Annotated in this window: 22 protein-coding genes; 14 read left to right on the top strand and 8 right to left on the bottom strand. The window is 65.3% G+C overall.

Annotation, left to right across the window (positions count from 1 at the left end):
- Positions 1–315 precede the first annotated feature (315 nt).
- Both C8N44_RS23110 and C8N44_RS04915 read left to right on the top strand, forming a co-directional pair.
- Positions 316–861, top strand: a complete 546-nt coding sequence (locus C8N44_RS23110) for an STM3941 family protein (protein ID WP_146178804.1) — start codon at positions 316–318, stop codon at positions 859–861.
- A gap of 343 nt (positions 862–1204) precedes the next feature.
- Positions 1205–1741, top strand: coding sequence for a hypothetical protein (locus C8N44_RS04915; protein ID WP_107975054.1), 537 nt, complete (start codon positions 1205–1207; stop codon positions 1739–1741).
- A 142-nt stretch (positions 1742–1883) separates the two neighbouring features.
- Here the strand turns inward: C8N44_RS04915 and C8N44_RS04910 are convergent, their stop codons facing one another.
- On the bottom strand, positions 1884–2807 hold the full coding sequence (locus tag C8N44_RS04910) for an ABC transporter ATP-binding protein (protein WP_107975053.1): 924 nt from the start codon (positions 2805–2807) through the stop codon (positions 1884–1886).
- 69 nt (positions 2808–2876) lie between these two features.
- On the opposite strand from C8N44_RS04910, the gene C8N44_RS04905 reads away from it, so the two are divergent.
- The 3 genes from C8N44_RS04905 to polA all read left to right on the top strand — a co-directional run bounded on the left by C8N44_RS04905 (position 2877) and on the right by polA (position 6696).
- A complete protein-coding gene (locus C8N44_RS04905) occupies positions 2877–3056 on the top strand; it encodes a zinc-finger domain-containing protein (RefSeq protein ID WP_107975052.1) in 180 nt (59 codons plus the stop codon).
- A 68-nt stretch (positions 3057–3124) separates the two neighbouring features.
- A complete protein-coding gene (trhA, locus tag C8N44_RS04900) occupies positions 3125–3817 on the top strand; it encodes a PAQR family membrane homeostasis protein TrhA (protein WP_107975051.1) in 693 nt (230 codons plus the stop codon).
- A 74-nt stretch (positions 3818–3891) separates the two neighbouring features.
- Positions 3892–6696 (top strand): DNA polymerase I, encoded by a 2805-nt coding sequence (gene polA / locus C8N44_RS04895; RefSeq protein ID WP_107975050.1) that lies wholly within the window; start codon positions 3892–3894, stop codon positions 6694–6696.
- An 89-nt stretch (positions 6697–6785) separates the two neighbouring features.
- Here polA and C8N44_RS04890 read toward each other — a convergent pair whose 3' ends face one another.
- Together C8N44_RS04890 and nth are read right to left on the bottom strand one after the other, a co-directional pair.
- The gene (locus C8N44_RS04890) at positions 6786–7775 is read right to left on the bottom strand and encodes an adenosine kinase (RefSeq protein ID WP_107975049.1); all 990 of its coding nucleotides are present in this window, start codon (positions 7773–7775) and stop codon (positions 6786–6788) included.
- Positions 7772–8416 carry an endonuclease III gene (nth, locus tag C8N44_RS04885; protein WP_107975048.1) on the bottom strand — a complete coding sequence of 215 codons (645 nt, stop codon included), beginning with the start codon at positions 8414–8416 and terminating at the stop codon, positions 7772–7774. The genes C8N44_RS04890 and nth overlap by 4 nt, the downstream gene beginning before the upstream one ends.
- Positions 8417–8526: 110 nt before the next feature.
- Between nth and C8N44_RS04880 the strand changes: the two genes are divergently transcribed.
- Entirely contained in the window at positions 8527–9369 is an 843-nt protein-coding gene (locus C8N44_RS04880) for a methylated-DNA--[protein]-cysteine S-methyltransferase (protein ID WP_107975047.1), read from the top strand.
- A 119-nt stretch (positions 9370–9488) separates the two neighbouring features.
- Complete coding sequence (locus C8N44_RS24025; RefSeq protein ID WP_107975046.1) at positions 9489–10160, top strand: YiaD family glycine zipper/OmpA-like lipoprotein; 672 nt, start codon at positions 9489–9491, stop codon at positions 10158–10160.
- A 99-nt stretch (positions 10161–10259) separates the two neighbouring features.
- Here the strand turns inward: C8N44_RS24025 and C8N44_RS04870 are convergent, their stop codons facing one another.
- Positions 10260–10949, bottom strand: a complete 690-nt coding sequence (locus C8N44_RS04870) for a sugar transferase (protein WP_107975045.1) — start codon at positions 10947–10949, stop codon at positions 10260–10262.
- Positions 10950–11681: 732 nt separating this feature from the next.
- Here C8N44_RS04870 and C8N44_RS04865 point away from each other — a divergent pair.
- The 6 genes from C8N44_RS04865 (at position 11682) to C8N44_RS04840 (ending at position 15492) form a co-directional block, all read left to right on the top strand.
- A complete protein-coding gene (locus tag C8N44_RS04865) occupies positions 11682–12296 on the top strand; it encodes a ribonuclease D (protein WP_107975044.1) in 615 nt (204 codons plus the stop codon).
- Positions 12297–12306: 10 nt separating this feature from the next.
- The gene (gene lptC, locus C8N44_RS04860) at positions 12307–12924 is read left to right on the top strand and encodes an LPS export ABC transporter periplasmic protein LptC (protein WP_107975043.1); all 618 of its coding nucleotides are present in this window, start codon (positions 12307–12309) and stop codon (positions 12922–12924) included.
- Entirely contained in the window at positions 12921–13421 is a 501-nt protein-coding gene (lptA, locus tag C8N44_RS04855) for a lipopolysaccharide transport periplasmic protein LptA (RefSeq protein ID WP_107975042.1), read from the top strand. The genes lptC and lptA overlap by 4 nt, the downstream gene beginning before the upstream one ends.
- The gene (gene lptB / locus C8N44_RS04850; protein ID WP_107975041.1) at positions 13418–14179 is read left to right on the top strand and encodes an LPS export ABC transporter ATP-binding protein; all 762 of its coding nucleotides are present in this window, start codon (positions 13418–13420) and stop codon (positions 14177–14179) included. The genes lptA and lptB overlap by 4 nt, the downstream gene beginning before the upstream one ends.
- 231 nt (positions 14180–14410) lie before the next feature.
- A complete protein-coding gene (gene hpf / locus C8N44_RS04845; protein ID WP_107975040.1) occupies positions 14411–14977 on the top strand; it encodes a ribosome hibernation-promoting factor, HPF/YfiA family in 567 nt (188 codons plus the stop codon).
- Between the two features lie 50 nt (positions 14978–15027).
- A complete protein-coding gene (locus tag C8N44_RS04840; protein WP_107975039.1) occupies positions 15028–15492 on the top strand; it encodes a PTS sugar transporter subunit IIA in 465 nt (154 codons plus the stop codon).
- A gap of 56 nt (positions 15493–15548) precedes the next feature.
- Here the strand turns inward: C8N44_RS04840 and C8N44_RS04835 are convergent, their stop codons facing one another.
- From C8N44_RS04835 to dnaK, 3 genes are all read right to left on the bottom strand, one after another.
- A complete protein-coding gene (locus tag C8N44_RS04835; RefSeq protein WP_107975038.1) occupies positions 15549–15815 on the bottom strand; it encodes a YjhX family toxin in 267 nt (88 codons plus the stop codon).
- 285 nt (positions 15816–16100) lie between these two features.
- Positions 16101–17258: a molecular chaperone DnaJ gene (gene dnaJ / locus C8N44_RS04830; protein ID WP_107975037.1), complete on the bottom strand. Its 1158-nt coding sequence runs from the start codon at positions 17256–17258 to the stop codon at positions 16101–16103.
- Between the two features lie 82 nt (positions 17259–17340).
- Positions 17341–19266, bottom strand: a complete 1926-nt coding sequence (dnaK, locus tag C8N44_RS04825; RefSeq protein WP_107975036.1) for a molecular chaperone DnaK — start codon at positions 19264–19266, stop codon at positions 17341–17343.
- A 203-nt stretch (positions 19267–19469) separates the two neighbouring features.
- Here dnaK and C8N44_RS04820 point away from each other — a divergent pair, with 203 nt between their 5' ends.
- Positions 19470–20069, top strand: coding sequence for an alpha-ketoglutarate-dependent dioxygenase AlkB family protein (locus C8N44_RS04820; protein ID WP_107975035.1), 600 nt, complete (start codon positions 19470–19472; stop codon positions 20067–20069).
- 3 nt (positions 20070–20072) lie between these two features.
- Here the strand turns inward: C8N44_RS04820 and C8N44_RS04815 are convergent, their stop codons facing one another.
- On the bottom strand, positions 20073–20666 hold the full coding sequence (locus tag C8N44_RS04815; RefSeq protein WP_158274002.1) for a COG3650 family protein: 594 nt from the start codon (positions 20664–20666) through the stop codon (positions 20073–20075).
- Between the last annotated feature and the right edge of the window lie 48 nt (positions 20667–20714).

Raw genomic sequence — 20714 nt, 5'->3', positions numbered from 1 at the left:
TGGTAATCTTTGACATGACCGCCTCCCATTAAGGATTGTTGCGATCCCACCTTGGCACAGCGATGCCGTCGGGGGGCGGTTACAGCATCAAAGCCAAGTACCAGAGGTAGCGTGGGGTAGTGCCGGATGGCTGGTAGAGGACATCTTGCTCCAATATGGTCGCGCAGCATGCAGCGGCCGCAGCGTATTGCGAAATCAAAGGCTGTTCAAAGCAGGGCGCTGAGAATTCGTAGGTCGAGCAGCAAGTGATACTACTTTTGACGTTGGATCTGCCAAGCATATAACGCACGCGAAATCACGAGAGCCAAACCATCGATGAGCCGAACGACTCAGGGCTGCACCGTAATTCAAAAATCAGCTTCAAAGTTACTCAGGAACGTTGCTATCGCAGCGACCGGTGTGCCCCTTGGGATGTGGCTGATTCAAGGCGGCGCAGTAGACACCCGTGGTCAGGTATCGGTGTTCTTTGGCTGGATCGGCACCCCAATCTTCGGGCTATGCCTGCTGCTTGGCCTCCATAGACTGATCTTTGGACATATCCAACCAGTCGAGCTGTCACCGCAGGGCTTTTGGGACAAGCGCTTTTTCAAACAGGAAGTGCCTTGGAACGCAGTTTCGCGTATTTCCATCTGGTCGCTTGGAGGAGCTTCGTCGCTTCGTATCCAGCTGACAAGTGAATCGATGCGTCAGATAAAGCCCTCTCCTATTGGTCGTGCAACAAGTTGGCTCAATAATCCCTTTTGCCGCGATGGAGTTTCCGTTAGCTCTGCGGACTTGAGGATCTCCTTTTCTGAGCTTTGCGCCCTGTTTGGGGAATATCTATCGGATTACAATCCGGGTGCAATCAACGACACAAGATAGAAAAGGCTCGATGACCAAATGTTATTCCCCGAAACAAGTTGCCTCTCTATGTGATCGATTTTCGGGAAACGATCCAGTTCCGCTGCGAGCGGCACTAAACCCTGCGTTTAAAAAAGCCAGCTCCGTCCCCATTGCGGCCCTCTTGATCCTCGGGGATGAGAAAAGACGGCCGCTCTCGGACGATTGCAGCCGGTCGATGGCCAAACCTTCGTGGCTACCCCATGACGCATTGGGGATGAGTGCTTCGCAGCGGTTGCGGGTGGTCCTTGCAATCCGGCGGCGTTCCGCGGGATAGGGCGGGTTGGCAAAGCCCTGGCCGGACCCCTGATACCCGAAAGATGCCATGCCCGAGACGCTTCCTGAGACCGACCACCTGAAGACCGATTGTTCCAAATGCGCGGCCCTGTGCTGCATCGCGCTGGCTTTCGACAAGGGCAAGGATTTCGCCTTCGACAAGAACCCGGGCGAGCCCTGTCCGAACCTGTCCGGGCACAGCTGCTCGATCCACGACAGGCTGACGGAAGAGGGTTTTCCGGGCTGCGTTGCCTACGATTGCCTGGGCGCGGGCAACCGTGTCGTGCAGGAGGTCTTCGGCGGCCGGTCCTGGCAGAGCGATCCGCGCCTGACCCGGCCGATGATGGAGGCGTTTTCCGGCATGCGCGAGGTTCACAAGCGCATCGACCTGCTGCGTGCGGCGGGCGACCTGCCGCTTGACGCGGGCGATGACCGGGTGCGCCGGGATTTCCTTGCGCGGCTCGAGCAGCACCGCTGGAGCGGGGCGGAGCTCAACGATTTCGAGGTGGGGCTGGCGCTAGAGATCGACATCTTCTTCCACGGCATCCGGAAGTACGTGCCGGTGGAGCTGCCCGAGGGGTGGTGACGCGTTGGGGGGCGGGCCGTGAGCACCAGGTCTGGTTCCGGGCGTGCTGCGCCCCTCACCCCGGCCCTCTCCCCCGAGGGGAGAGGGGGGCGCGTTTGGCCTGCGTTTAGACGTGATTCTGGGGCGGGGCCTCTGGCGCGACTCAGGCGGCGGCGTCGCGGGTGAGGCTGAGGAAGACGTCCTCGAGGTCGGCCTGTTCGGTGCGCACGTCGCGGATGCGGATGCCGGCGGCGTGCACGCAGTCGAGCACCTCTTCGGCGGAGGTCTTGGAGCTGTTGTAGCTGAGCGCGATGGTGCCGTCGGGGCGGCGGGTGACCTCGATGCCGTCGCGTGTGGGCAGGCTCTGTGGGTCGTGGTCGGGCTCGATCACCATGGTCTTGGCGTCGAGGCGGCCCAGCAGGTTCTGGGTGCTGTCCTGCGCGATCAGCTCGCCGTGGTTGATGATGGCGATCTCGTCGCACATCTGCTCGGCTTCCTCGAGGTAGTGGGTGGTGAGGATCACCGTCAGGCCGTGCTCCTTGTTGAGACGGCGGACGTTTTCCCAGAGCATCTGGCGCAGCTCGATGTCGACGCCGGCGGTGGGTTCGTCCAGCACCAGCACTTGCGGGTTGTGCACCAGCGCCTTGGCCAGAAGCAGGCGGCGGCGCATGCCGCCCGAGAGCGTGCGGGCGTAGGCCTCGGCCTTGTCGGCAAGGCCCACCATCGCGAGAATCTCGTCGCTGCGGCGCTGGCTTTTGGGTACGCCGTAGAGCCCGGCCTGCACCTCGAGCGCGTCGCGCGGCGCGAAGAAGGGGTCGAGGTTGAGCTCCTGCGGCATGACGCCGATGGCGGCGCGCGACTGGCGCGGGTTCTGGTCCTGATCCCAGCCCCAGATCTTCACGCGACCCTCGGTCTTGATGACCAGCCCGGCGAGGATGTTGATGAGGGTGGACTTGCCCGCGCCGTTGGGGCCGAGCAGCCCGAAGACCGAGCCCTCGGGCACGTTCAGGTCGACGCCCTTCAGCGCCTGTTTTCCGCCCTGGTAGGTCTTGGTCAGTCCACTGATCTCGATGGCGTTGCGTGTCATCGTGCCTCTCTTGCCCCGCTGCGTCGCATGGCGTACCTAGTTCACGCAGACGCGAAAGGGAATGACCGCATGACGCTCGAGGCACCGGAAACCCGCATCGTCGACAGCTACCGCATCGCCTGCGATGGCGGCGAGGGGGCGCTGGGCCACCCGCGCGTGTGGCTGCAGATCCCGCATGATCTGGGCTATGTCGAATGCCCCTATTGCGATGCCAAGCTCGTCCACCGCGATTTCGAGGGCAAGGTCTGAGCGGCGCGATTGCGCCCCGGACCACGTGACACGTTTGATAAAGCTCTGGCTGCCATTATCTTGGTGACATGAGCCCAGACGAGTCCCCCCTTCCCGCGCCGGTCGCGCTTGACCGGCGGCCCTACAGCCGGGCCGAGTTCGCCAGTGACATGATCGTGCACCTGGCGGCGCTGGCGCTTGCCGTGGGCGCGGTGCCCGTGCTGATCACCCTGACCGCCGTTTGGCGCGGGGATGCGGCGGGCATTGCCGGCGTGTCGATCTACGGCGCGACGTTGATCCTGATGCTGACGGCCTCGCTGCTCTATAACCACGTCGGCCGGCCGCGCTGGTCGGCGCTCTTCCGCAGGCTCGACATGTCGGCCATACATCTCAAGATCGCGGGCACCTACACGCCCTTCGCGCTGCTGTCCGGCGCCGGGTCGGGGCTGCTGACGGTGATCTGGACGGCGGCGGCGGGGGCGATGGCGCTGACGCTCTTCGTGCGGTCGCTGCCCTCCGGCGTGGCGGTGGGCCTCTGCCTTGGGCTGGGCTGGGCCGTGGTGATCGGCGGGCAGGACATCATCGCCGCCCTGCCCATGTCGGCCATCGTGCTCATGGTGGTGGGCGGGGTGCTCTACTCGGTGGGCACGCCCTTTCTCATGGTTTCGCGCCTGCCGTTTCACAACACGATCTGGCACGGCTTCGTGGTCGCGGCCTCGATCGTCTTCTTCGTGGCGATTTTCCTTGTCGCCGCCGTCCCGCTTGAGGTCATGCCCGGCTGACGCCAATGGCCGCTGGAAGCGGCCGGCGTTTCCTGTCAGAACCGGGCCGAGTTTTCTGCCAGCGGGGACGAGGGATGGACGAGAGTTTCGGCACGGGCTGCCACCTGCACCTGATCGACGGATCGGCCTTCATCTTCCGGGCCTTCCACGCGCTGCCGCCGTTGACGCGCAAGTCCGACGGCATGCCGGTGGGGGCGGTGCAGGGTTTTTGCAACATGTTGCTGCAGTATGTCGGCAAGGATCATGGCAGCGATGCGCCGACGCATATCGCGGTGATCTTCGACAAGGGATCGCACACGTTCCGCAACGACATGTACGACCAGTACAAGGCCAACCGGGACGAGATGCCCGAGGACCTGCGCCCGCAGATCCCGCTGACCCGCCGCGCGACCGAGGCCTTCAACGTGGCCTGCAAGGAAATCGCCGGTTACGAGGCCGATGACATCATCGCCACGCTGGCCCACCAGGCGCGGGATGCCGGCGGGCGCGTGACCATCGTGAGCTCGGACAAGGACCTGATGCAGCTGGTGGGCGACGGGGTCGAGATGTTCGACGCCATGAAGAACCGCCGCATCGACCGCGAGGCGGTGGAAGAGAAGTTCGGCGTCCCGCCCGAGCGGGTGGTCGACGTGCAGGCGCTGGCCGGGGATTCGGTCGACAACGTGCCCGGCGCGCCCGGCATCGGCGTGAAGACGGCGGCGCTGCTCATCAACGAGTTCGGTACGCTCGAGGATCTTCTGGACCGCGCCGAAGAGATCAAGCAGCCCAAGCGCCGCCAGACCCTGATCGAGAAGCGCGAGCAGATCGAGCTGTCGAAGAGGCTGGTGCTGCTGGATGCAAATACGCCGCTCGACTTCACGCTCGACGACCTGCAGCTGCGCGACCCCGACCCCGAGGCGCTGCTGGGCTTCCTGTCGGAGATGGAGTTCCGCAGCCTCAGCCGCCGCGTGGCCGAGACACTCGGCGCCGAGGCGCCGGTGATCCCCGAGACCGCGCCCGAGGCCGCCGATCCCGACGATGCCCCCGAAATGCCGCCCTTCGAGGAGGCCGTCTACGAGACCGTGACCGATGCCGGAGGGCTCAAGGCCTGGATCGACGCCGCCTACCGGCGCGGCTGGGTCGCGGTGGATACCGAGACCACGGGTCTGAACGAGATGGCCTGCGATCTGGTCGGCCTGTCCTTCGCGATAGAGCCCGGCCATGCCGCCTACCTGCCGCTGGCGCATCGCGGCGAGGGCGACGGCGGCCTGTTCGGGGATGGCGATGTCACCGCGGGGCAGATGGGGATTCAGGAGGCGCTCGACCTGCTGAAGCCGCTGCTCGAGGATCCGGCCGTCATGAAGATCGGCCAGAACATGAAATACGACGCCAAGGTGCTGGGCCGCTACGGTATCGACATCGCGCCGATCGACGACACGATGCTCATGTCCTACGCCATGAACGCGGGGCTGCACGGCCACGGCATGGACACGCTGAGCGAGCGCTACCTGGGCCACACGCCGATCCCCATCAAGGAGGTCATCGGCACCGGCAAGTCGCAGATCACCTTCGACAAGGTGCCGGTCGATGCTGCCACGCGCTACGCCGCCGAGGATGCCGACATCACCCTGCGCCTGTGGAAGACCTTCAAGCCGCAGCTGCACCGCGCCCATGTGACCCGCGTCTACGAGGGTCTGGAACGGCCGCTGGTGCCGGTGCTGGCGGCGATGGAACGCGCAGGGATCGCGGTGGACCGCGATGTGCTGTCGCGCATGTCCGGCGCCTTTGCCCAGAAGATGGCGCAGCTCGAATCCGAGATCCACGAACTGGCCGGCGAAAGCTTCAACGTCGGCAGCCCCAAGCAGCTGGGCGAGATCCTCTTCGACAAGATGGGGATCGCCGGGGGCAAGAAGGGCAAGACCGGCGCCTATGCCACGGGGGCCGACATCCTCGAGGATCTTGCGACCGAACACGACCTGCCGGCGCGGGTGCTCGACTGGCGGCAGGTGAGCAAGCTCAAGTCCACCTATACCGACGCGCTGCAGGAACACATCAACCGAGACACGGGCCGGGTGCACACCTCCTATTCCATCGCGGGCGCCAACACCGGGCGGCTCGCGTCGAACGATCCGAACCTGCAGAACATCCCCGTGCGCTCGGAGGAGGGCCGCCGCATCCGCGAGGCCTTTGTCGCGGAGCCGGGCAAGGTGCTGGTGAGCCTCGACTATTCACAGATCGAACTGCGCATCCTCGCCCACATGGCCGGCATCGGTGAACTCAAGCAGGCCTTCCTCGAGGGACAGGACATCCACGCGCTGACCGCGTCGGAGATGTTCAACGTGCCCATGGAGGAGATGACCTCGGACGTGCGACGGCAGGCCAAGGCGATCAACTTCGGCGTGATCTACGGGATCTCTGGCTTCGGGCTCGCGCGCAACCTGCGCATCCCGCGGGCCGAGGCGCAGGGCTTCATCGACCGCTATTTCGAGCGTTTCCCCGGCATCAAGACCTACATGGACAAGACCACGGCCTTCGCCAAGGAACACAAGCGGGTGGAAACGCTCTTCGGCCGGGTGATCCATACGCCCGAGATCGCCGCCAAGGGTCCGCGGGCGGGCTTTGCCAAGCGCGCCGCCATCAACGCGCCGATCCAGGGCACCGCCGCCGACATCATCCGGCGGGCGATGATCCGGATGCCCGCGGCCATCGAGGCACTGCCCGCCACCATGCTGCTGCAGGTGCACGACGAACTGCTCTTCGAGGTCGAGGAAGGCGCGGTCGACGACCTCGTCGGCGCGGCGCGCACGGTCATGGAAAACGCCGCCGACCCGGTGGTGAAGCTCGACGTGCCGCTGGTGGTCGAGGCCGGTCAGGGGCCGAACTGGGCCGCGGCGCACTGAGGGCGCCACGCCCCTGCTTCTTCTTGGGGGAAATACTCCGGGGGTCCGGGGGCAGAGCCCCCGGCCCGTCAGGAATCAGACGCGCCCGGTCAGACGAGGCCGGCCTGTGCGAAAAGCCCGCCAAGGTCCGTTTCGGGGCGCGGGCCCATGTGGCCGATCACCTCGGCCGCGGCAACCGCGCCCATGCGGCCGCAGGTTTCCATGTCGCGGCCCGTGGCCATCCCGTAGAGGAAGCCGGCGGCGAACTGGTCACCGGCGCCGGTGGCGTCCACGGGGGTGATCTTGGTCACGGGGATGTCGATGCGCGTGCCCTCGTGCAGGATCGAGATTCCGTCGCCGGAACGCGTGCAGACCACCAGCGGGCAGATCTTGCCCACGGCCTGCAGGTCGGCCTCCAGATCGTCGTTCTGGTAGAGCGAGCGGATCTCGGCCTCGTTGCCGATGACGTAGTCCATCTCGTGCTCGATCAGCGCGAGGAAATCCTCGCGGTGGCGTTCGACGCAGAAGGGGTCCGAGATGGCGATGCCGGCCTTGCCGCCGGCGGCGCGGGCGGTGCGGGCGCACTTGTAGAAGGCGTCCTTGCCCTTGGGCTTGTCGAAGAGATAGCCTTCGAGGAAGACGATCTCGGCCTCCGAGGCGACGCTTTCGGTCACATCGTCGGGGCCGAGCTCGGCCGAGATGCCGAGGTAGGTGTTCATGGAGCGCTCGCCATCGGGCGAGACGAAGATCATGCAGCGCGAGGTGGGCAGTTCGCCCTCGACCACGGGGGCGTTGACGAAGGCCGTGCCGCCGTCCTCCATCGCGGTGGCGTAGCCGCGGCCGAGCGCATCGTCGCGCACGCGGCCGATGAAGGCGGTGGGGAGCCCGAGGTTCCCGAGACCCGCAAGCGTGTTGGCGACCGAGCCGCCTGGCGCCTCGACCCGGTCGGTCATGGCATCGTAGAGCGTTTCGGCGCGGTCGCGTTCGACCAGCTGCATGATGCCCTTCTCGATGTTCATGTCCCCGAGAAAGCTGTCCTCGGCCCGGGTGAGCACGTCGACGATGGCATTGCCGATGCCGACAACCTTGTACTGTTTCATTGGGTCTTTTCCTCGAACTGGCATAGGTCGCTTATCAGGCACGCCTTGCATTTCGGTTTGCGCGCGACGCAGGTGTAGCGTCCGTGGAGGATGAGCCAGTGGTGCGCGTGGCGCTGGTAGTCCACGGGCACGTTGTCCTCGATCGCGCGCTCGACGGCGACGACGTCCTTGCCCGGGCAGATGCCCGTGCGGTTGCCGACGCGGAAGATGTGGGTGTCCACCGCCTGCGCCGGGTAATGCCACCACATGTTGAGCACGACATTGGCCGTCTTGCGCCCGACACCGGGCAGCGCCTGCAGCGCCGCGCGGGAACAGGGCACCTCGCCGCCGTAGTCCTCCGACAAGATGCGGGAGAGCTTGATGACGTTCTTCGCCTTGTTGCGGTAAAGACCGATGGTCTTGATGTGCTCGATCAGCCCCTCTTCGCCGAGCGCCAGCATCTTGTCCGGCGTGTCGGCGATCTCGAAGAGGCGTCTTGTGGCCTTGTTCACGCCCGCGTCGGTGGCCTGCGCGGAGAGCGCGACCGCGACGACGAGGGTGAAGGCATTGACGTGGTGAAGCTCGCCCTGGGGTTCCGGCTCTGCTTTGTGGAAGCGGTCGAAGATCTCCCGCAGGGTATGGTAGTCGAGCTGTTTCGCCATGGGGCGTGGTATGCATCGGGGGGGAGGGATGCGCAACATTCGGGTCGGCAGATGTGGGCGGAAGGCCTAGATCGGGTGAAACCGGGGCGGGAAGTGTCGGAGGATTAGGCATGGCGCGGGACGAGATGGACGACAGATACCACTTCCAGGTCATGCGGCGGGCGATAGAGGCCGTGGACCGGCTGGGGCCGGGGGCCTCGCTCGAGGCGCTGGCCGCCGAGCTGAACATGAGCCCCGCGCATTTCCAGCGGCTGTTCAGTCGCTGGGCCGGTGTCTCGCCCAAGCGATACCAGCAGTATCTGACACTGGGCCACGCCAAGGCACTTCTTGCCGAGCGTCACACGCTGCTCGAGACCGCGCATGAGACCGGGCTTTCGGGCACCGGGCGGCTGCACGACCTGTTCCTGCGATGGGAGGCGATGCGACCCGGCGACTACGCCCGCGGCGGCGAGGGGCTGTCCATACGCTGGGGGGGCTTCGAGAGCCCGTTTGGGCCGGCGCTTGCCATGGGGACGGAGCGCGGGCTCTGCGGCATCGCCTTCACCGCCGAGACCGGCGAGGAGGCGGCCATGGAAGATCTGCGGTCGCGTTGGCCCGGAGCGCGCTACGTGGAGGACCCCGGGGCGCTGGAGGATTGGGTTTCTGCGGCATTTGGGGAACAAAAAGGGGAGGTTCCGGTGTTCCTCATCGGGGCGCCGTTCCAGATCAAGGTTTGGGAAGCGCTCCTGTCCGTGCCTTCGGGCCATGTGACCACCTACTCGGACATCGCCCAGGCCATTGGAAGCCCGCGCGCGGTCCGCGCGGTGGGTACGGCAGTGGGGCGTAACCCGGTCAGCTTCCTGATTCCGTGCCACAGGGCCTTGCGGAAATCCGGGGGGCTCGGGGGATACCACTGGGGCCTTCCGGTGAAGCGGGCCATCCTTGCCTGGGAAGCGGCACGCGAGGACGCGTGACAGGCTTCATGGGCGGAGGATTGCCGACGCCCTTTCGTGGCGGCTGCGCAGGTACGGATGCTCGGAGTAGTATGGACATTACATTCCGCCCATTCGCGGGCAAAGACACAGAGGCTTACATGACGCGAGCACGCACTCTCCTGATCCTTCCGCTGGCCGGTGCCATGGCGCTGAGCGCTTGCACCGAGACCGGGGGCCTGAACAATCCCGACAACCCCAACCGCAACAGCCAACAGGGCGCGCTGCTTGGTGCGCTGGGTGGTGCCGTGGCGGGGCGCGCCATCGGTGGCAACAACGACGACCGCGTCAAGAACGCGGCGGCCGGCGCTCTGGTGGGCGCGGCAGCGGGTGCCGTCATTGGCAACCGTCTGGACCGGCAGGAAGCGGAGCTTCGCCAGCAGCTGGGCAGCAACACCAGTATCCGCAACACTGGCGACCGCCTGATCGTGACCATGCCGCAGGACATCCTGTTCGCGACCGACAGCGCGGAACTGCGCCCGACGCTTCAGGGCGATCTGCGCGAAGTGGGCCAGAGCTTGCTGTCCTACCCCAACACCACCGTTCAGGTCGTGGGCCACACCGACAACACCGGTTCGGCCGCCTACAACCAGACGCTTTCCGAGCGCCGCGCGCGTGCCGTGTCGAGCGTTCTCCTGTCCGAGGGCGTGTCGGCGAGCCGCATCGCCGTCATCGGCCGTGGCGAGGATGCGCCGGTTGCGTCGAACCTGACGCCCGAAGGTCGCGCCCAGAACCGCCGCGTCGAAATCGTCATCCTGCCGAACCAGCAGTAAGACCGGTTTCGGGCCACGAAAGAGAAAGCGCCGCGGAATTCCGCGGCGCTTTTTTATTGGGGGGTCTTGGGGACTTCTTGAGGGGAGGCTGGCTGGGGATCAGCAGCCGGTGCCGCGTGCCACCACGTCGACGGTCTTGGCGATGATGCGAAGATCCGTCGTGAAGGAGATGTCGCGCAGGTAGCCGGTATCGTAGTGCGAGCGCTCGGCGAAGCTGGAGTCGTTGCGAGCCGAAACCTGCCAGGGGCCGGTCAGGCCGGGGCGCAGCGCGTAATAGGCGCTGCCCGGGTAGAGATCCTGCTGCTCAACCATCATCGGGCGGGGGCCGACAAGGGCCATGTCACCCTTGAGCACGTTCCAGAGCTGGGGGAGCTCGTCGAACGAGGCTTTGCGGATGAACCGGCCGATGGGGGTGATGCGCGGGTCGTTGCGGAGCTTCTGGTCGCGGTTCCACTCGGCGCGCGCCTCTGGGTCGGCGGCGAGATGCGCCTCGAGCAGGCTGTCGGCGTTCGGCACCATGGAGCGCAGCTTCATCATGCGGAAGACCCGGCCGCCACGGCCCACGCGCTTCTGGAAGTAGAAGGGCGATGCGCCGTCGCGGGCCACGATCAGGGCGAGCATGCCGATGACGATCATGACGGGGAGTGCGGCGATCAGGACCAGGACGATGTCGAGCGCACGCTTGAACCCGTCGCGGTAGAGACTGCCCCGGGGCTTCGTGGCAAAGACCGAGTCATCGATGAATTTATCGAAGTCGTTACCGCGTAGCGTGCGAGTGATCTCGGTCATGAAAAGTGCCTCTGTTCGGTTCGGAGACGCAGGCGGTCAGTGTGGCCGAACTTCGGCCAAATGTGGCGTGAATTTGTCCTGGTCCGACGTTCACCTTATGGCGCTGACACATTGTGGCGTCAACAGGGCAATCGCGACGCAACTTCAGGTGGATGGAAGTTGGCGCTGAATCCCTTCTTCCGCGGGCGTGATGGCCCTCTTGCCTTGCCGAGAAGGCCGGAGTGCATCGGCGCCGGATGGTCTTGCAGGTGTCGCGGTGGGGTCCACCGATAGAAACAATCGCGCCGCAAATTTGCCATGCTGCAGGTGCGAAGATTTCGACGGCGCTCGAGATGCGAGCATACTTGAGAAAAGGACGGCAAAGCGCGAAGAGCCGCTGCCGGCGTCTGAGCCGCAGGTTGCCGCCGAGGAAACAGTTGAGCTCTGAGGCGGGCGCCGACGGGCCTTCCCGGCCCGGAGCGATTGCTCTATCGGAAGGAACGCCTAGCCGCAGATGTGCGACACGTATAGCGCTAGTGCACACCTCACGGAATGTTACAGCGTTAACCTCTTCTTAATAGTTCAGGTCGAATTGGGGCGGGTGCCTTGGCGCTTCGCACGAAGGTTTGCGGCGAATCGAAGGCGTCGCACCGCTGCTCGCAGGCTTTGTAAGTGCCGTCGGCCCGGAGCCGCGTTGCAAGAACGCGTGGGGGTGGATATGTCCGTCCTGCCACGCCGCAAGGACGTTTCACGATGACGCCGAGACTGTATCAGGGCGATCTGCCCGACACGCTGGACCTGGGGTCCGTGGTCGCGATCGACTGCGAGACCATGGGGCTGAACCCGCACCGCGACCGGCTTTGCGTCGTGCAGCTTTCGGCCGGTGACGGGCAGGCGCATCTCGTGCAGGTGGCCCGTGGCCAGACCGAAGCGCCGAACCTCGCGCGGCTGCTGGAAGATCCGCAGGTGCTGAAGCTCTTCCACTATGGGCGCTTCGACATCGCGGCGATGTACAACACCTTCGGCGCGCTGGCGGCGCCGGTCTACTGCACCAAGATCGCAAGCCGGCTGGTGCGGACCTACACCGACCGCCACGGGCTCAAGGCGCTGACGCAGGAGCTGCTGGGGGTCGATATTTCGAAGCAGCAGCAGTCGAGCGATTGGGGCGCGGCCGATCTCAGTGACGCGCAGCGGAGCTACGCCGCTTCGGATGTGTTGCATCTGCATGGGCTTCGCGAGGTTCTGAACGCCATGCTGGAGCGCGAGGGGCGGCGCGACCTTGCGCAGGCCTGTTTCGACTTTCTGCCCACGCGGGCGCGGCTGGACCTTGCAGGCTGGCCGGACACCGACATCTTTGCGCATTCCTGAGCGTCGGCGGATGGCACGCGCCGGGGGGCGATATTCTCAGGTCGTGGCCTGGCTGAAGATCCTGCTGCCGCTCTCGGCGCTGGCGCTGATGTCGACGATGTTCCTTGTCGCCCGGCAGACCGGAAGCGAGGCGGAGATCCCCTTCGCTGAGCAGTTACGCGAGGCGGGCCGGGCCGACGAGCAGGTCGGATCGCCCTATTTCGCGGGGACGACCGAGCGCGGCGATGCACTGACCTTCGAGGCGACGCGGGCCCGGCCGGTGTCCGGGGGGCGCATCGCGGCGGACGAGTTGTCGGCACGGATCGGCCTGACGGACGGCGGCACGGTGGACTTCCGCGCGCCGAACGCCATCTTCACCGATGGATCGGCCATGGCCACGCTGAGCGGGGGTGTCGAGATCGACAGCTCGACCGGATATCGTGTCCGGACAGAGAGGCTGAACGCCGCAATCGACCGGATCGACCTGGAAAGCGACGGCGAGGTCCGGGCCGACGGGCCGGCCGGGACCCTGACCGCCGGCAAGATGCGGGTTCTGCCCTCCGGGCCCGGTGACGAGGTGCAAATGATCTTCACCGAGGGCGTGGAGATGGTATACGAGCCGCAGAATTCCGGGGTGTCTGACGAATGAAACGTTTCGCTGTCTTGATCGCCGCCGCACTCGCGGTGGCCGGGCCTGTTTTCGCCCAGGGCGCACAGGTTGCTTTCGGCGACATGCAGCAGTCCACTGATGCCCCCGTCGAGGTTAGCGCGGACGAGCTTCGGGTGAACCAGTCGGACGGTACGGCCGTCTACACCGGCAACGTGGTGATCGGTCAGGGCGACATGCGCCTGTCCGCGCCGCGTGTCACTGTCGTCTACGTCGAGGGGCAGGGTCGGATCGAACGGCTGGAGGCCCGGGGCGGCGTGACGCTGGTGAGCGGCGAAGAGGCGGCCGAGGCCGAGGAGGCCGACTACGACATCAACGGCGGCAGCATCGTGATGCGCGGCGACGTGCTGCTGACGCAGGGCGGCAACGCGCTCATGGCCGAAAGCATGACCGTCGACCTCAACGCGGGCACGGCGCAGATGTCGGGGCGCGTGCGCACGGTGATCGACCAGGGCAGCAACGCGGACGGCGCCAATTGACGCCCGCTCCCGATTTGAAACTGACCGAGGGCGGTAGCGGCCTGCGGGTGGATCACCTGCGCAAGAGCTATCGCAAACGCGTGGTGATCCGTGATGTCTCCCTTAAGGTGGACCGGGGCGAGGTCGCGGCGCTACTGGGGCCGAACGGGTCGGGCAAGACCACGTCCTTCTATGCCATCGCCGGGCTGGTGAACCCGGAAAGCGGGCAGGTGACGATCGACGGCCGCGATGCAACCTATCTGCCGATGTACCGCCGCGCCCGTCTCGGCATCGGCTACCTGCCGCAGGAGATGTCGATCTTTCGCGGGCTGAACGTCGAGGACAATATCTCGGCCGTGCTCGACATCGCCGAGCGTGACGTGCACCGGCGCCGGGAGCGGTTGGAGGAACTGCTGGGCGAGTTCTCGATCGAACACCTGCGCCGCGCTCCTGCGCTGGCCCTGTCGGGCGGCGAGCGGCGCCGCGTGGAGATCGCCCGGTGCCTTGCGGCGGACCCGAAGTACTTGCTGCTCGACGAGCCCTTTGCCGGCGTGGACCCGATCAGCGTGGCCGATATCCGTCACCTGGTGGCCGATCTGAAGACGCGCGGTATCGGTGTCCTGATCACCGACCACAACGTGCGGGAAACGCTGGAAATCGTCGATCGCGCCTACATCCTGCATGACGGGCAGGTGCTGATGTCCGGAACGCCCGAAGAGGTTGTCCGGAACGAGAACGTCCGCAGGGTTTACCTCGGCGACAATTTTCGGATCGGCTAACCTTGCTGCCGGTTTCGATTGACAGCATCGGGCTTTTCTACCTCAATCGGGTCATGACGCATCCCACGGTTGCAGGTTTGGTCCGGGGTCCCCGCGCAGCGCGGGCCTTGGCCATTGTGTCCCTGCAAGCGGGGCCGGCGTCTTTCCCGCCCTTTCAGATCCAGCTGCGCCGAGCGTGACAGCCCGGTGCGCGCCTGCCTGAAAAGGGCGCCATAAAGAGAAGGAGCAAACATGCGCTATCAGATCACCGGCAAGCAGCTCGACATCGGCGAGGCGCTTCAGACGCATGTGAAACAGGAACTGGGCGTTGTGATGGAGAAATACTCCCAACGGCCCACCGATGCGACCGTCGTCTTTTCGAAATCCGCGCATGAATACGTCTGCGAGGCGACCGTTCACCTGTCCAGCGGCTTCGAGGCTGCGGCCAAGGCCCATGCGACCGAGATCTATGCCGCATTCGATGCATGTGCGGAAAAGATGGACAAGCAGTTGCGCCGCTACAAGCGCCGGCTGAAGGATCACAAGCGGGAACGGACGGACCCCGTTGATCTGCTGGGCGCATCCTCTTATATCCTCGCCACCGACAGCGACTCGGAAGAATCAGAGCCCGACACGCTTCAGCCGATCATCGTGGCAGAGATGCAGACAAAGATCCCGTCCCTATCGGTCGGTGAAGCAGTGATGCAGATGGAACTTGCCGGCGCCCCCGTGCTGGTGTTCCGGAACGAAAAAAAGGACGGCGTGAACGTTGTCTATCGCCGTGACGACGGAAACATCGGCTGGATCGAGCCGTCGTAACGCCGAGCCCATCGCAGGCAGCCCTGCGCCGCCCCCGAAACGGACTGGACATGAAATTTCTGGATCTAGTGAAACCCGAGGCCGTGAAGGTCGTCTCTACCGCTTCGAGCAAGAAGCGCCTCATGCAGGACATCGCGGCACTCGCTGAGAGTGCCTATGGCCTGCCCTCGGGGCCGACAGTCGAAGCGCTGATGGAGCGTGAGGCTCTGGGGCCGACCGGCGTCGGAGAGGGCGTGGCGCTGCCGCATGCGCGGCTGCGCGGGCTCGACAAGGTGGTGGGGGTCTTCATCCTGCTGGACAAGCCTGTGCCGTTCGATTCCGTCGACCGGCAGCCCGTGGATCTCGTCTGTGCGCTGTTCGCGCCGGAGGATGCCGGGGTCGAGCACCTGAAGGCCCTTGCGCTCGTCTCGCGCAGCCTGCGCGATGCCAAGCGCTGCAGCAAGCTGCGGGCAAACCCGGACCCGGGGACGATCTACACCATTCTGACCGAGACGGAGGCCGAAAAGGCCGCCTGAAAGCCCGGTCGTGGGACATGAATGAGGGCCGCGCGGTTGCGCGGCCCTTTTCGTTGTCAGCCGCCCTGGTTGTCGAGCTGCGCGCGCACCGAGATGCGGCCGCGCCGCGAGATGCGGTAGGGACCGCCGGAGCGGGATTCGATCAGGCGCTTGCGGCGCAGGGCCTGAAATGTCTTCAGGTCGCAATCGCTGAGGATCGTGCCTTCGCGCGTGACGCAGGTGACATGGGTGATCTTCCGGCTGCCTTCGCCGCGCTCGTGGAGAATGCGGCCGCCGAGTGCCAGAACGTGCAGGGCACGTTGTTCGTTGCGTGAGATGTTCATGGATGTCTCGTATGACGGACGTGAAAACGTAGCCGGTCGCGCGAGGCGCGGGACCGGCGGTTCCGGGATCACGTGGCTCTCTGGTCGTCAGAGAGCCGTGTCACACAAGCTCTAACATCCACTCTCCATAAAGGGCCGGGCGCCGTGCCGCGGCCTTGTGGTGGACCCTATATCGGGGCTCTTAGGCGTTGACGCAAGGTCCGCCGGTGGCGAAGGCCGGGGGCGACGCAAAAAGGCCGCAGCGCGGGGCTGCGGCCTTTGCAACTGATGCCGATGCGGAGGGGATCAGCCCTTCATCGAATCCCAGAAGTTCTTCACCGAGGAGAAGAAGCTCTTGGATTCGGGGTTATTCTCCTCACTCAGCTCCTCGAACTCGCGCAGGAGTTCTTTCTGGCGGCTGGTGAGGTTCACCGGCGTCTCGACGGCCAGTTCGATGAACATGTCGCCGTGACCCGGGCCACGCAGGCCGGGCATGCCCTTGCCGCGCAGGCGCATCTGGCGTCCGGACTGGCTGCCGGCGGGGATCTTCACCCGCGAGCGGCCGCCGTCGATGGTCGGCACCTCGATGTCGCCACCGAGCGCGGCCGAGATCATCGAGACCGGCACGCGGCACTGAAGGTTCGGTCCGTCACGCTCGAAGATCGGGTGGGGTTCGACCTCGATGAAGATGTAGAGATCGCCCGGAGGCCCGCCGCGCATGCCGGCCTCGCCTTCGCCGGCCAGACGGATGCGGGTCCCGGTTTCGACGCCCGCGGGGACGTTCACCGACAGCGCGCGCTCCTTCTGGACGCGGCCGGCGCCGCCGCAGCTCTGGCAGGGATTCTTGATGATCTGTCCGAGACCCGAGCAGGTCGGGCAGGACCGTTCAACGGTGAAGAACCCCTGGGTGGCCCGCACCTTGCCCATGCCCGAGCAGGTCGGGCAGGTGGTGGGTTCGGCGCCGCCCTCGGAGCCGGAGCCGCTGCAGGCCGTGCACTGCACGCTGGTGGGGACGTTGATCGTCTTCTGGAGGCCGATGTAGGCCTCTTCCAGCGTGACGCGCATGTTGTAGCGCAGGTCGGCCCCGCGCGCGGCGCGGCGACGTCCGCCGCCCTGGCCGCGTCCGCCCATGAAGTCGCCGAAGAGATCGTCGAAGACGTCGGAAAAGGCACTGGCGAAATCGGCGTTGCCGCCCATGCCGCCGCCACCGGGACGGCCGCCGCCGCCGCCCATGCCGCCTTCGAAGGCCGCGTGGCCGAAGCGGTCATAGGCCGCTTTCTTCTCTTCGTCCTTGAGAACCTCGTAGGCCTCGTTGGCTTCCTTGAACTGCGTTTCGGCCTGCGGGTCGTCCTTGTTGCGGTCGGGATGAAGTTCCTTGGCCTTCTTGCGATAGGCCTTCTTGATCTCGTCCGCGGAGGCGCCCTTTTTCAGGCCGAGCACATCGTAATAGTCGCGTTTGGACATTCTTCATGCTCTCCTTCAGGCGGAACGCGAAGGGCCGGCCCGGTGTCCGGACCGGCCCCGTTTCGGGTTCCGAGGTCGGGCCTCACGCCCGCTTGTTGTCGTCCAGGTCCTCGAAGTCGGCGTCGACGATGTCGTCGTCGCTCGATGCCGAACCACCTTCCGAGGAGTCTGCCTCGGGCTGGTCGCCACCGTCTTCGGACTGCGCCTTGTAGATCGCCTCACCCAGCTTCATGGACGCTTCGGTCACGTTCTGGATGCCGGACTTGATCTTCTCGGCGGTGACGTCGTCCTTCTCGAGGTCTTCCTTGAGAGCGGAGACTGCCAGTTCGATGGCTTCGACCGTGGTCGGGTCGACCTTGTCGCCGTGTTCCTCGACCGACTTCTCGGTGGCGTGGACAAGGCTTTCGGCCTGGTTCTTGGCTTCGACGAGGTCGCGGCGCGCCTTGTCGGCGTCAGCGTTTTCCTCGGCTTCCTTGACCATGCGCTCGATGTCGTCGTCCGACAGACCGCCCGACGCCTGGATCGTGATCTTCTGCTCCTTGTTGGTGCCCTTGTCCTTGGCGCCGACCGACACGATGCCGTTGGCGTCGATGTCGAAGGTCACCTCGATCTGGGGCATGCCACGCGGGGCCGGCGGGATTTCCTCGAGGTTGAACTGGCCGAGCATCTTGTTGTCGGCAGCCATCTCGCGTTCACCCTGGAAGACGCGGATCGTCACGGCGCTCTGGTTGTCCTCGGCGGTCGAGAAGATCTGCGACTTCTTGGTCGGGATCGTGGTGTTGCGGTCGATCAGGCGCGTGAACACGCCACCCAGCGTCTCGATGCCGAGTGACAGCGGCGTCACGTCGAGCAGGACCACGTCCTTAACGTCACCTTGCAGGACGCCGGCCTGAATGGCGGCACCCATGGCGACGACCTCGTCGGGGTTCACGCCCTTGTGGGGCTCTTTCCCGAAGAACTTGGTCACTTCCTCGACCACCTTGGGCATGCGGGTCTGACCGCCGACCAGAACGATCTCGTCGATCTCGTCGGTGGAGATGCCGGCATCCTTCAGCGCGGCCTGACAGGGCTTGATGGAGCCCTTGATGAGGTCACCCACGAGGCTTTCCAGCTTGGCGCGGGTCAGCTTCATGACCATGTGCAGCGGCTGGCCGTTGGAGCCCATCGAGATGAACGGCTGGTTGATCTCGGTCTGGCTGGAGCTGGAGAGCTCGATCTTGGCCTTTTCCGCGGCTTCCTTCAGACGCTGCAGGGCCATCTTGTCCTGCGTCAGGTCGATGCCGTGCTCTTTCTTGAACTCGTCGGCAAGGTAGTTGACCACGCGCATGTCGAAGTCTTCGCCGCCGAGGAAGGTGTCACCGTTGGTGGCCTTCACCTCGAAGAGACCGTCGTCGATTTCCAGGATGGTCACGTCGAAGGTACCACCGCCGAGGTCATAGACCGCGATCGTCTTGGTTTCCTTCTTGTCGAGACCATAGGCCAGAGCGGCGGCCGTCGGCTCGTTGATGATGCGGAGCACTTCGAGGCCCGCGATCTTGCCGGCGTCCTTGGTGGCCTGACGCTGTGCGTCGTTGAAGTAGGCCGGGACGGTGATGACCGCCTGGTCGACTTCTTCGCCGAGGTAGCTTTCGGCGGTTTCCTTCATCTTGCCGAGGATGAAGGCCGAGATCTGCGAGGGGCTGTACTTTTCGCCGCGGGCCTTGACCCAGGCGTCGCCGTTGCCGCCATCGATGATCTCGAACGGCATGTTCTTGTTGTCCTTGGCGAGGTCGCTGTCATCGTACCTGCGGCCGATGAGGCGCTTCACGCCGAAGATGGTGTTGGTCGGGTTGGTGACCGCCTGGCGCTTGGCCGGCTGGCCCACGAGACGTTCGTCTTCGGTGAAGGCGACGATCGAAGGCGTGGTGCGTGCGCCTTCGGAGTTCTCGATCACGCGTGCCTGGCTGCCATCCATGATGGCGACGCAGGAGTTGGTGGTGCCGAGGTCGATACCAATCACTTTGCCCATGTTTCGATCCCTTTCATAGTCAAGGCGATGTCGCGAGGCTGCAGACCCGTTCCGGCATCCCGCCCCGCATTGATTGAGGCGCGGACCGAAAAGCCGGTCCGCTGCGTTCGGAGGGTATATAAGGAGGGGTCCAAGTGCCTGCAAGCGGCGCCGCGGCCCCATTTTCGCAGGTTTTCCGACGTTATTTGCGGGGAGTGCACGGTATGAGGACCGAACGCAGGGGCTTTGTCATCCATCACGGCTTTCTGGACCGCCCGGCACAGGAGCGTCTTGTCGAGACCCTGCGGGGTGTTCTGCAGGAGGCGCCGCTGGTGCAGCCGGTCACGCCGCGGGGCCGGCCGATGTCGGTGCGGATGAGTGCGGCTGGAGAGTATGGCTGGATCACCGACCGCAAGGGGTACCGCTATTCCGAGACGCATCCGGATGGTCAGCCCTGGCCGCCGATCCCAGCGCAGGTGCTGGAGATCTGGCGCGAGGTCTCGGGGTCGGCGCGCGATCCGGAGTGCTGCCTGATCAACTGGTACGGCGAGGGCGCGCGCATGGGGCTGCACCAGGACCGCGACGAGACGGATTTCGGTGAGCCGGTGGTTTCGGTGTCGCTGGGCGACGAGGGCATGTTCCGGATGGGCAACGAAGAGCGCGGCGGCAAGACCGAGTCCGTCTGGCTGAAATCCGGCGACGTGGTGGTGATGGGCGGCGAGGCGCGCCTGCGCCATCACGGGGTGGATCGCATCAGGTTCGGATCCTCGACGCTGCTGCCGCAGGGCGGGCGCATCAACCTCACCCTGCGTGTCGTGACCTGAGGATCAGCGCGTTTCGAGCGAACAGCACCCGGCGAGGAAGTTGTCTCGGCTGCCTTGGAAAAGCAGCGCCGCCGAGAGGCCGTAGCGGTTGTCGGACATGCCGTCGCTGCATTCGCCGGGGCGGATCACGACGGTGGCCGAAAGGTCTGTGGCCTCCGTCCGGAGGACGAAGGGGCGGGTCTGGCCCTGCGCGGCATCTATGGTTCCGGCGCTAAGTGAGAGGGTTTCTTCCGGGGTGCGGAAGGTGGCGCGGCCGGTCTGGGCCGCGTCGAGCGACCAGAAGGGTTCGGTGCCGAAGCAGCGCAGCCAAGGTGCCTCCGGCAGGGCGCTGCCACGGCGCCGGGCGAGGAAGTTGAGTGAGGCCCAGCCCTGCCGCCCCTCGATGTTGAGCTGTGCCCAGGTGCTTGCCGGATTGGTGCGCACGATCTCCACACCGTTTTCGCCCGGCGAAAGTGTGCCGATCACGGGAGCGTCGGAAGAGGGGGCCGTGCGGACGTTCAGCACGTCATCCTGCGCGACGCCGGTCACGTCGTAGAGGGCGGGAAGATCCTGGGCCGGTGCCGCCGTGGCGATCAAGGTGAAAACAAGGGCCAGCACCGGCATTGTCGAGCGCACAGAACTAAAAATGCGAGGGGCCGAGGCGGG

This window comes from Allosediminivita pacifica, assembly GCF_003054175.1.
Lineage (GTDB): Bacteria > Pseudomonadota > Alphaproteobacteria > Rhodobacterales > Rhodobacteraceae > Allosediminivita > Allosediminivita pacifica.
Note: the sequence above shows the minus strand (reverse complement) of the source record. Positions and strands in the feature narration are given on the sequence as shown.

What these genes read in the sequence shown, in the direction of transcription:
- C8N44_RS04820 (WP_107975035.1), top strand. Translation starts at nt 19,470, where the DNA reads ATGAGGACCGAACGCAGGGGCTTTGTCATCCATCACGGCTTTCTGGAC.
- nth (WP_107975048.1), bottom strand. Translation starts at nt 8,416, where the DNA reads ATGGCGAAACAGCTCGACTACCATACCCTGCGGGAGATCTTCGACCGC.
- lptC (WP_107975043.1), top strand. Translation starts at nt 12,307, where the DNA reads ATGGCACGCGCCGGGGGGCGATATTCTCAGGTCGTGGCCTGGCTGAAG.
- dnaJ (WP_107975037.1), bottom strand. Translation starts at nt 17,258, where the DNA reads ATGTCCAAACGCGACTATTACGATGTGCTCGGCCTGAAAAAGGGCGCC.
- C8N44_RS04910 (WP_107975053.1), bottom strand. Translation starts at nt 2,807, where the DNA reads ATGACACGCAACGCCATCGAGATCAGTGGACTGACCAAGACCTACCAG.
- C8N44_RS04890 (WP_107975049.1), bottom strand. Translation starts at nt 7,775, where the DNA reads ATGAAACAGTACAAGGTTGTCGGCATCGGCAATGCCATCGTCGACGTG.
- dnaK (WP_107975036.1), bottom strand. Translation starts at nt 19,266, where the DNA reads ATGGGCAAAGTGATTGGTATCGACCTCGGCACCACCAACTCCTGCGTC.
- C8N44_RS04865 (WP_107975044.1), top strand. Translation starts at nt 11,682, where the DNA reads ATGACGCCGAGACTGTATCAGGGCGATCTGCCCGACACGCTGGACCTG.
- lptA (WP_107975042.1), top strand. Translation starts at nt 12,921, where the DNA reads ATGAAACGTTTCGCTGTCTTGATCGCCGCCGCACTCGCGGTGGCCGGG.
- C8N44_RS04840 (WP_107975039.1), top strand. Translation starts at nt 15,028, where the DNA reads ATGAAATTTCTGGATCTAGTGAAACCCGAGGCCGTGAAGGTCGTCTCT.
- C8N44_RS04905 (WP_107975052.1), top strand. Translation starts at nt 2,877, where the DNA reads ATGACGCTCGAGGCACCGGAAACCCGCATCGTCGACAGCTACCGCATC.
- hpf (WP_107975040.1), top strand. Translation starts at nt 14,411, where the DNA reads ATGCGCTATCAGATCACCGGCAAGCAGCTCGACATCGGCGAGGCGCTT.
- C8N44_RS04835 (WP_107975038.1), bottom strand. Translation starts at nt 15,815, where the DNA reads ATGAACATCTCACGCAACGAACAACGTGCCCTGCACGTTCTGGCACTC.
- C8N44_RS04870 (WP_107975045.1), bottom strand. Translation starts at nt 10,949, where the DNA reads ATGACCGAGATCACTCGCACGCTACGCGGTAACGACTTCGATAAATTC.
- C8N44_RS23110 (WP_146178804.1), top strand. Translation starts at nt 316, where the DNA reads ATGAGCCGAACGACTCAGGGCTGCACCGTAATTCAAAAATCAGCTTCA.
- C8N44_RS04915 (WP_107975054.1), top strand. Translation starts at nt 1,205, where the DNA reads ATGCCCGAGACGCTTCCTGAGACCGACCACCTGAAGACCGATTGTTCC.
- trhA (WP_107975051.1), top strand. Translation starts at nt 3,125, where the DNA reads ATGAGCCCAGACGAGTCCCCCCTTCCCGCGCCGGTCGCGCTTGACCGG.
- C8N44_RS24025 (WP_107975046.1), top strand. Translation starts at nt 9,489, where the DNA reads ATGACGCGAGCACGCACTCTCCTGATCCTTCCGCTGGCCGGTGCCATG.
- C8N44_RS04880 (WP_107975047.1), top strand. Translation starts at nt 8,527, where the DNA reads ATGGCGCGGGACGAGATGGACGACAGATACCACTTCCAGGTCATGCGG.
- polA (WP_107975050.1), top strand. Translation starts at nt 3,892, where the DNA reads ATGGACGAGAGTTTCGGCACGGGCTGCCACCTGCACCTGATCGACGGA.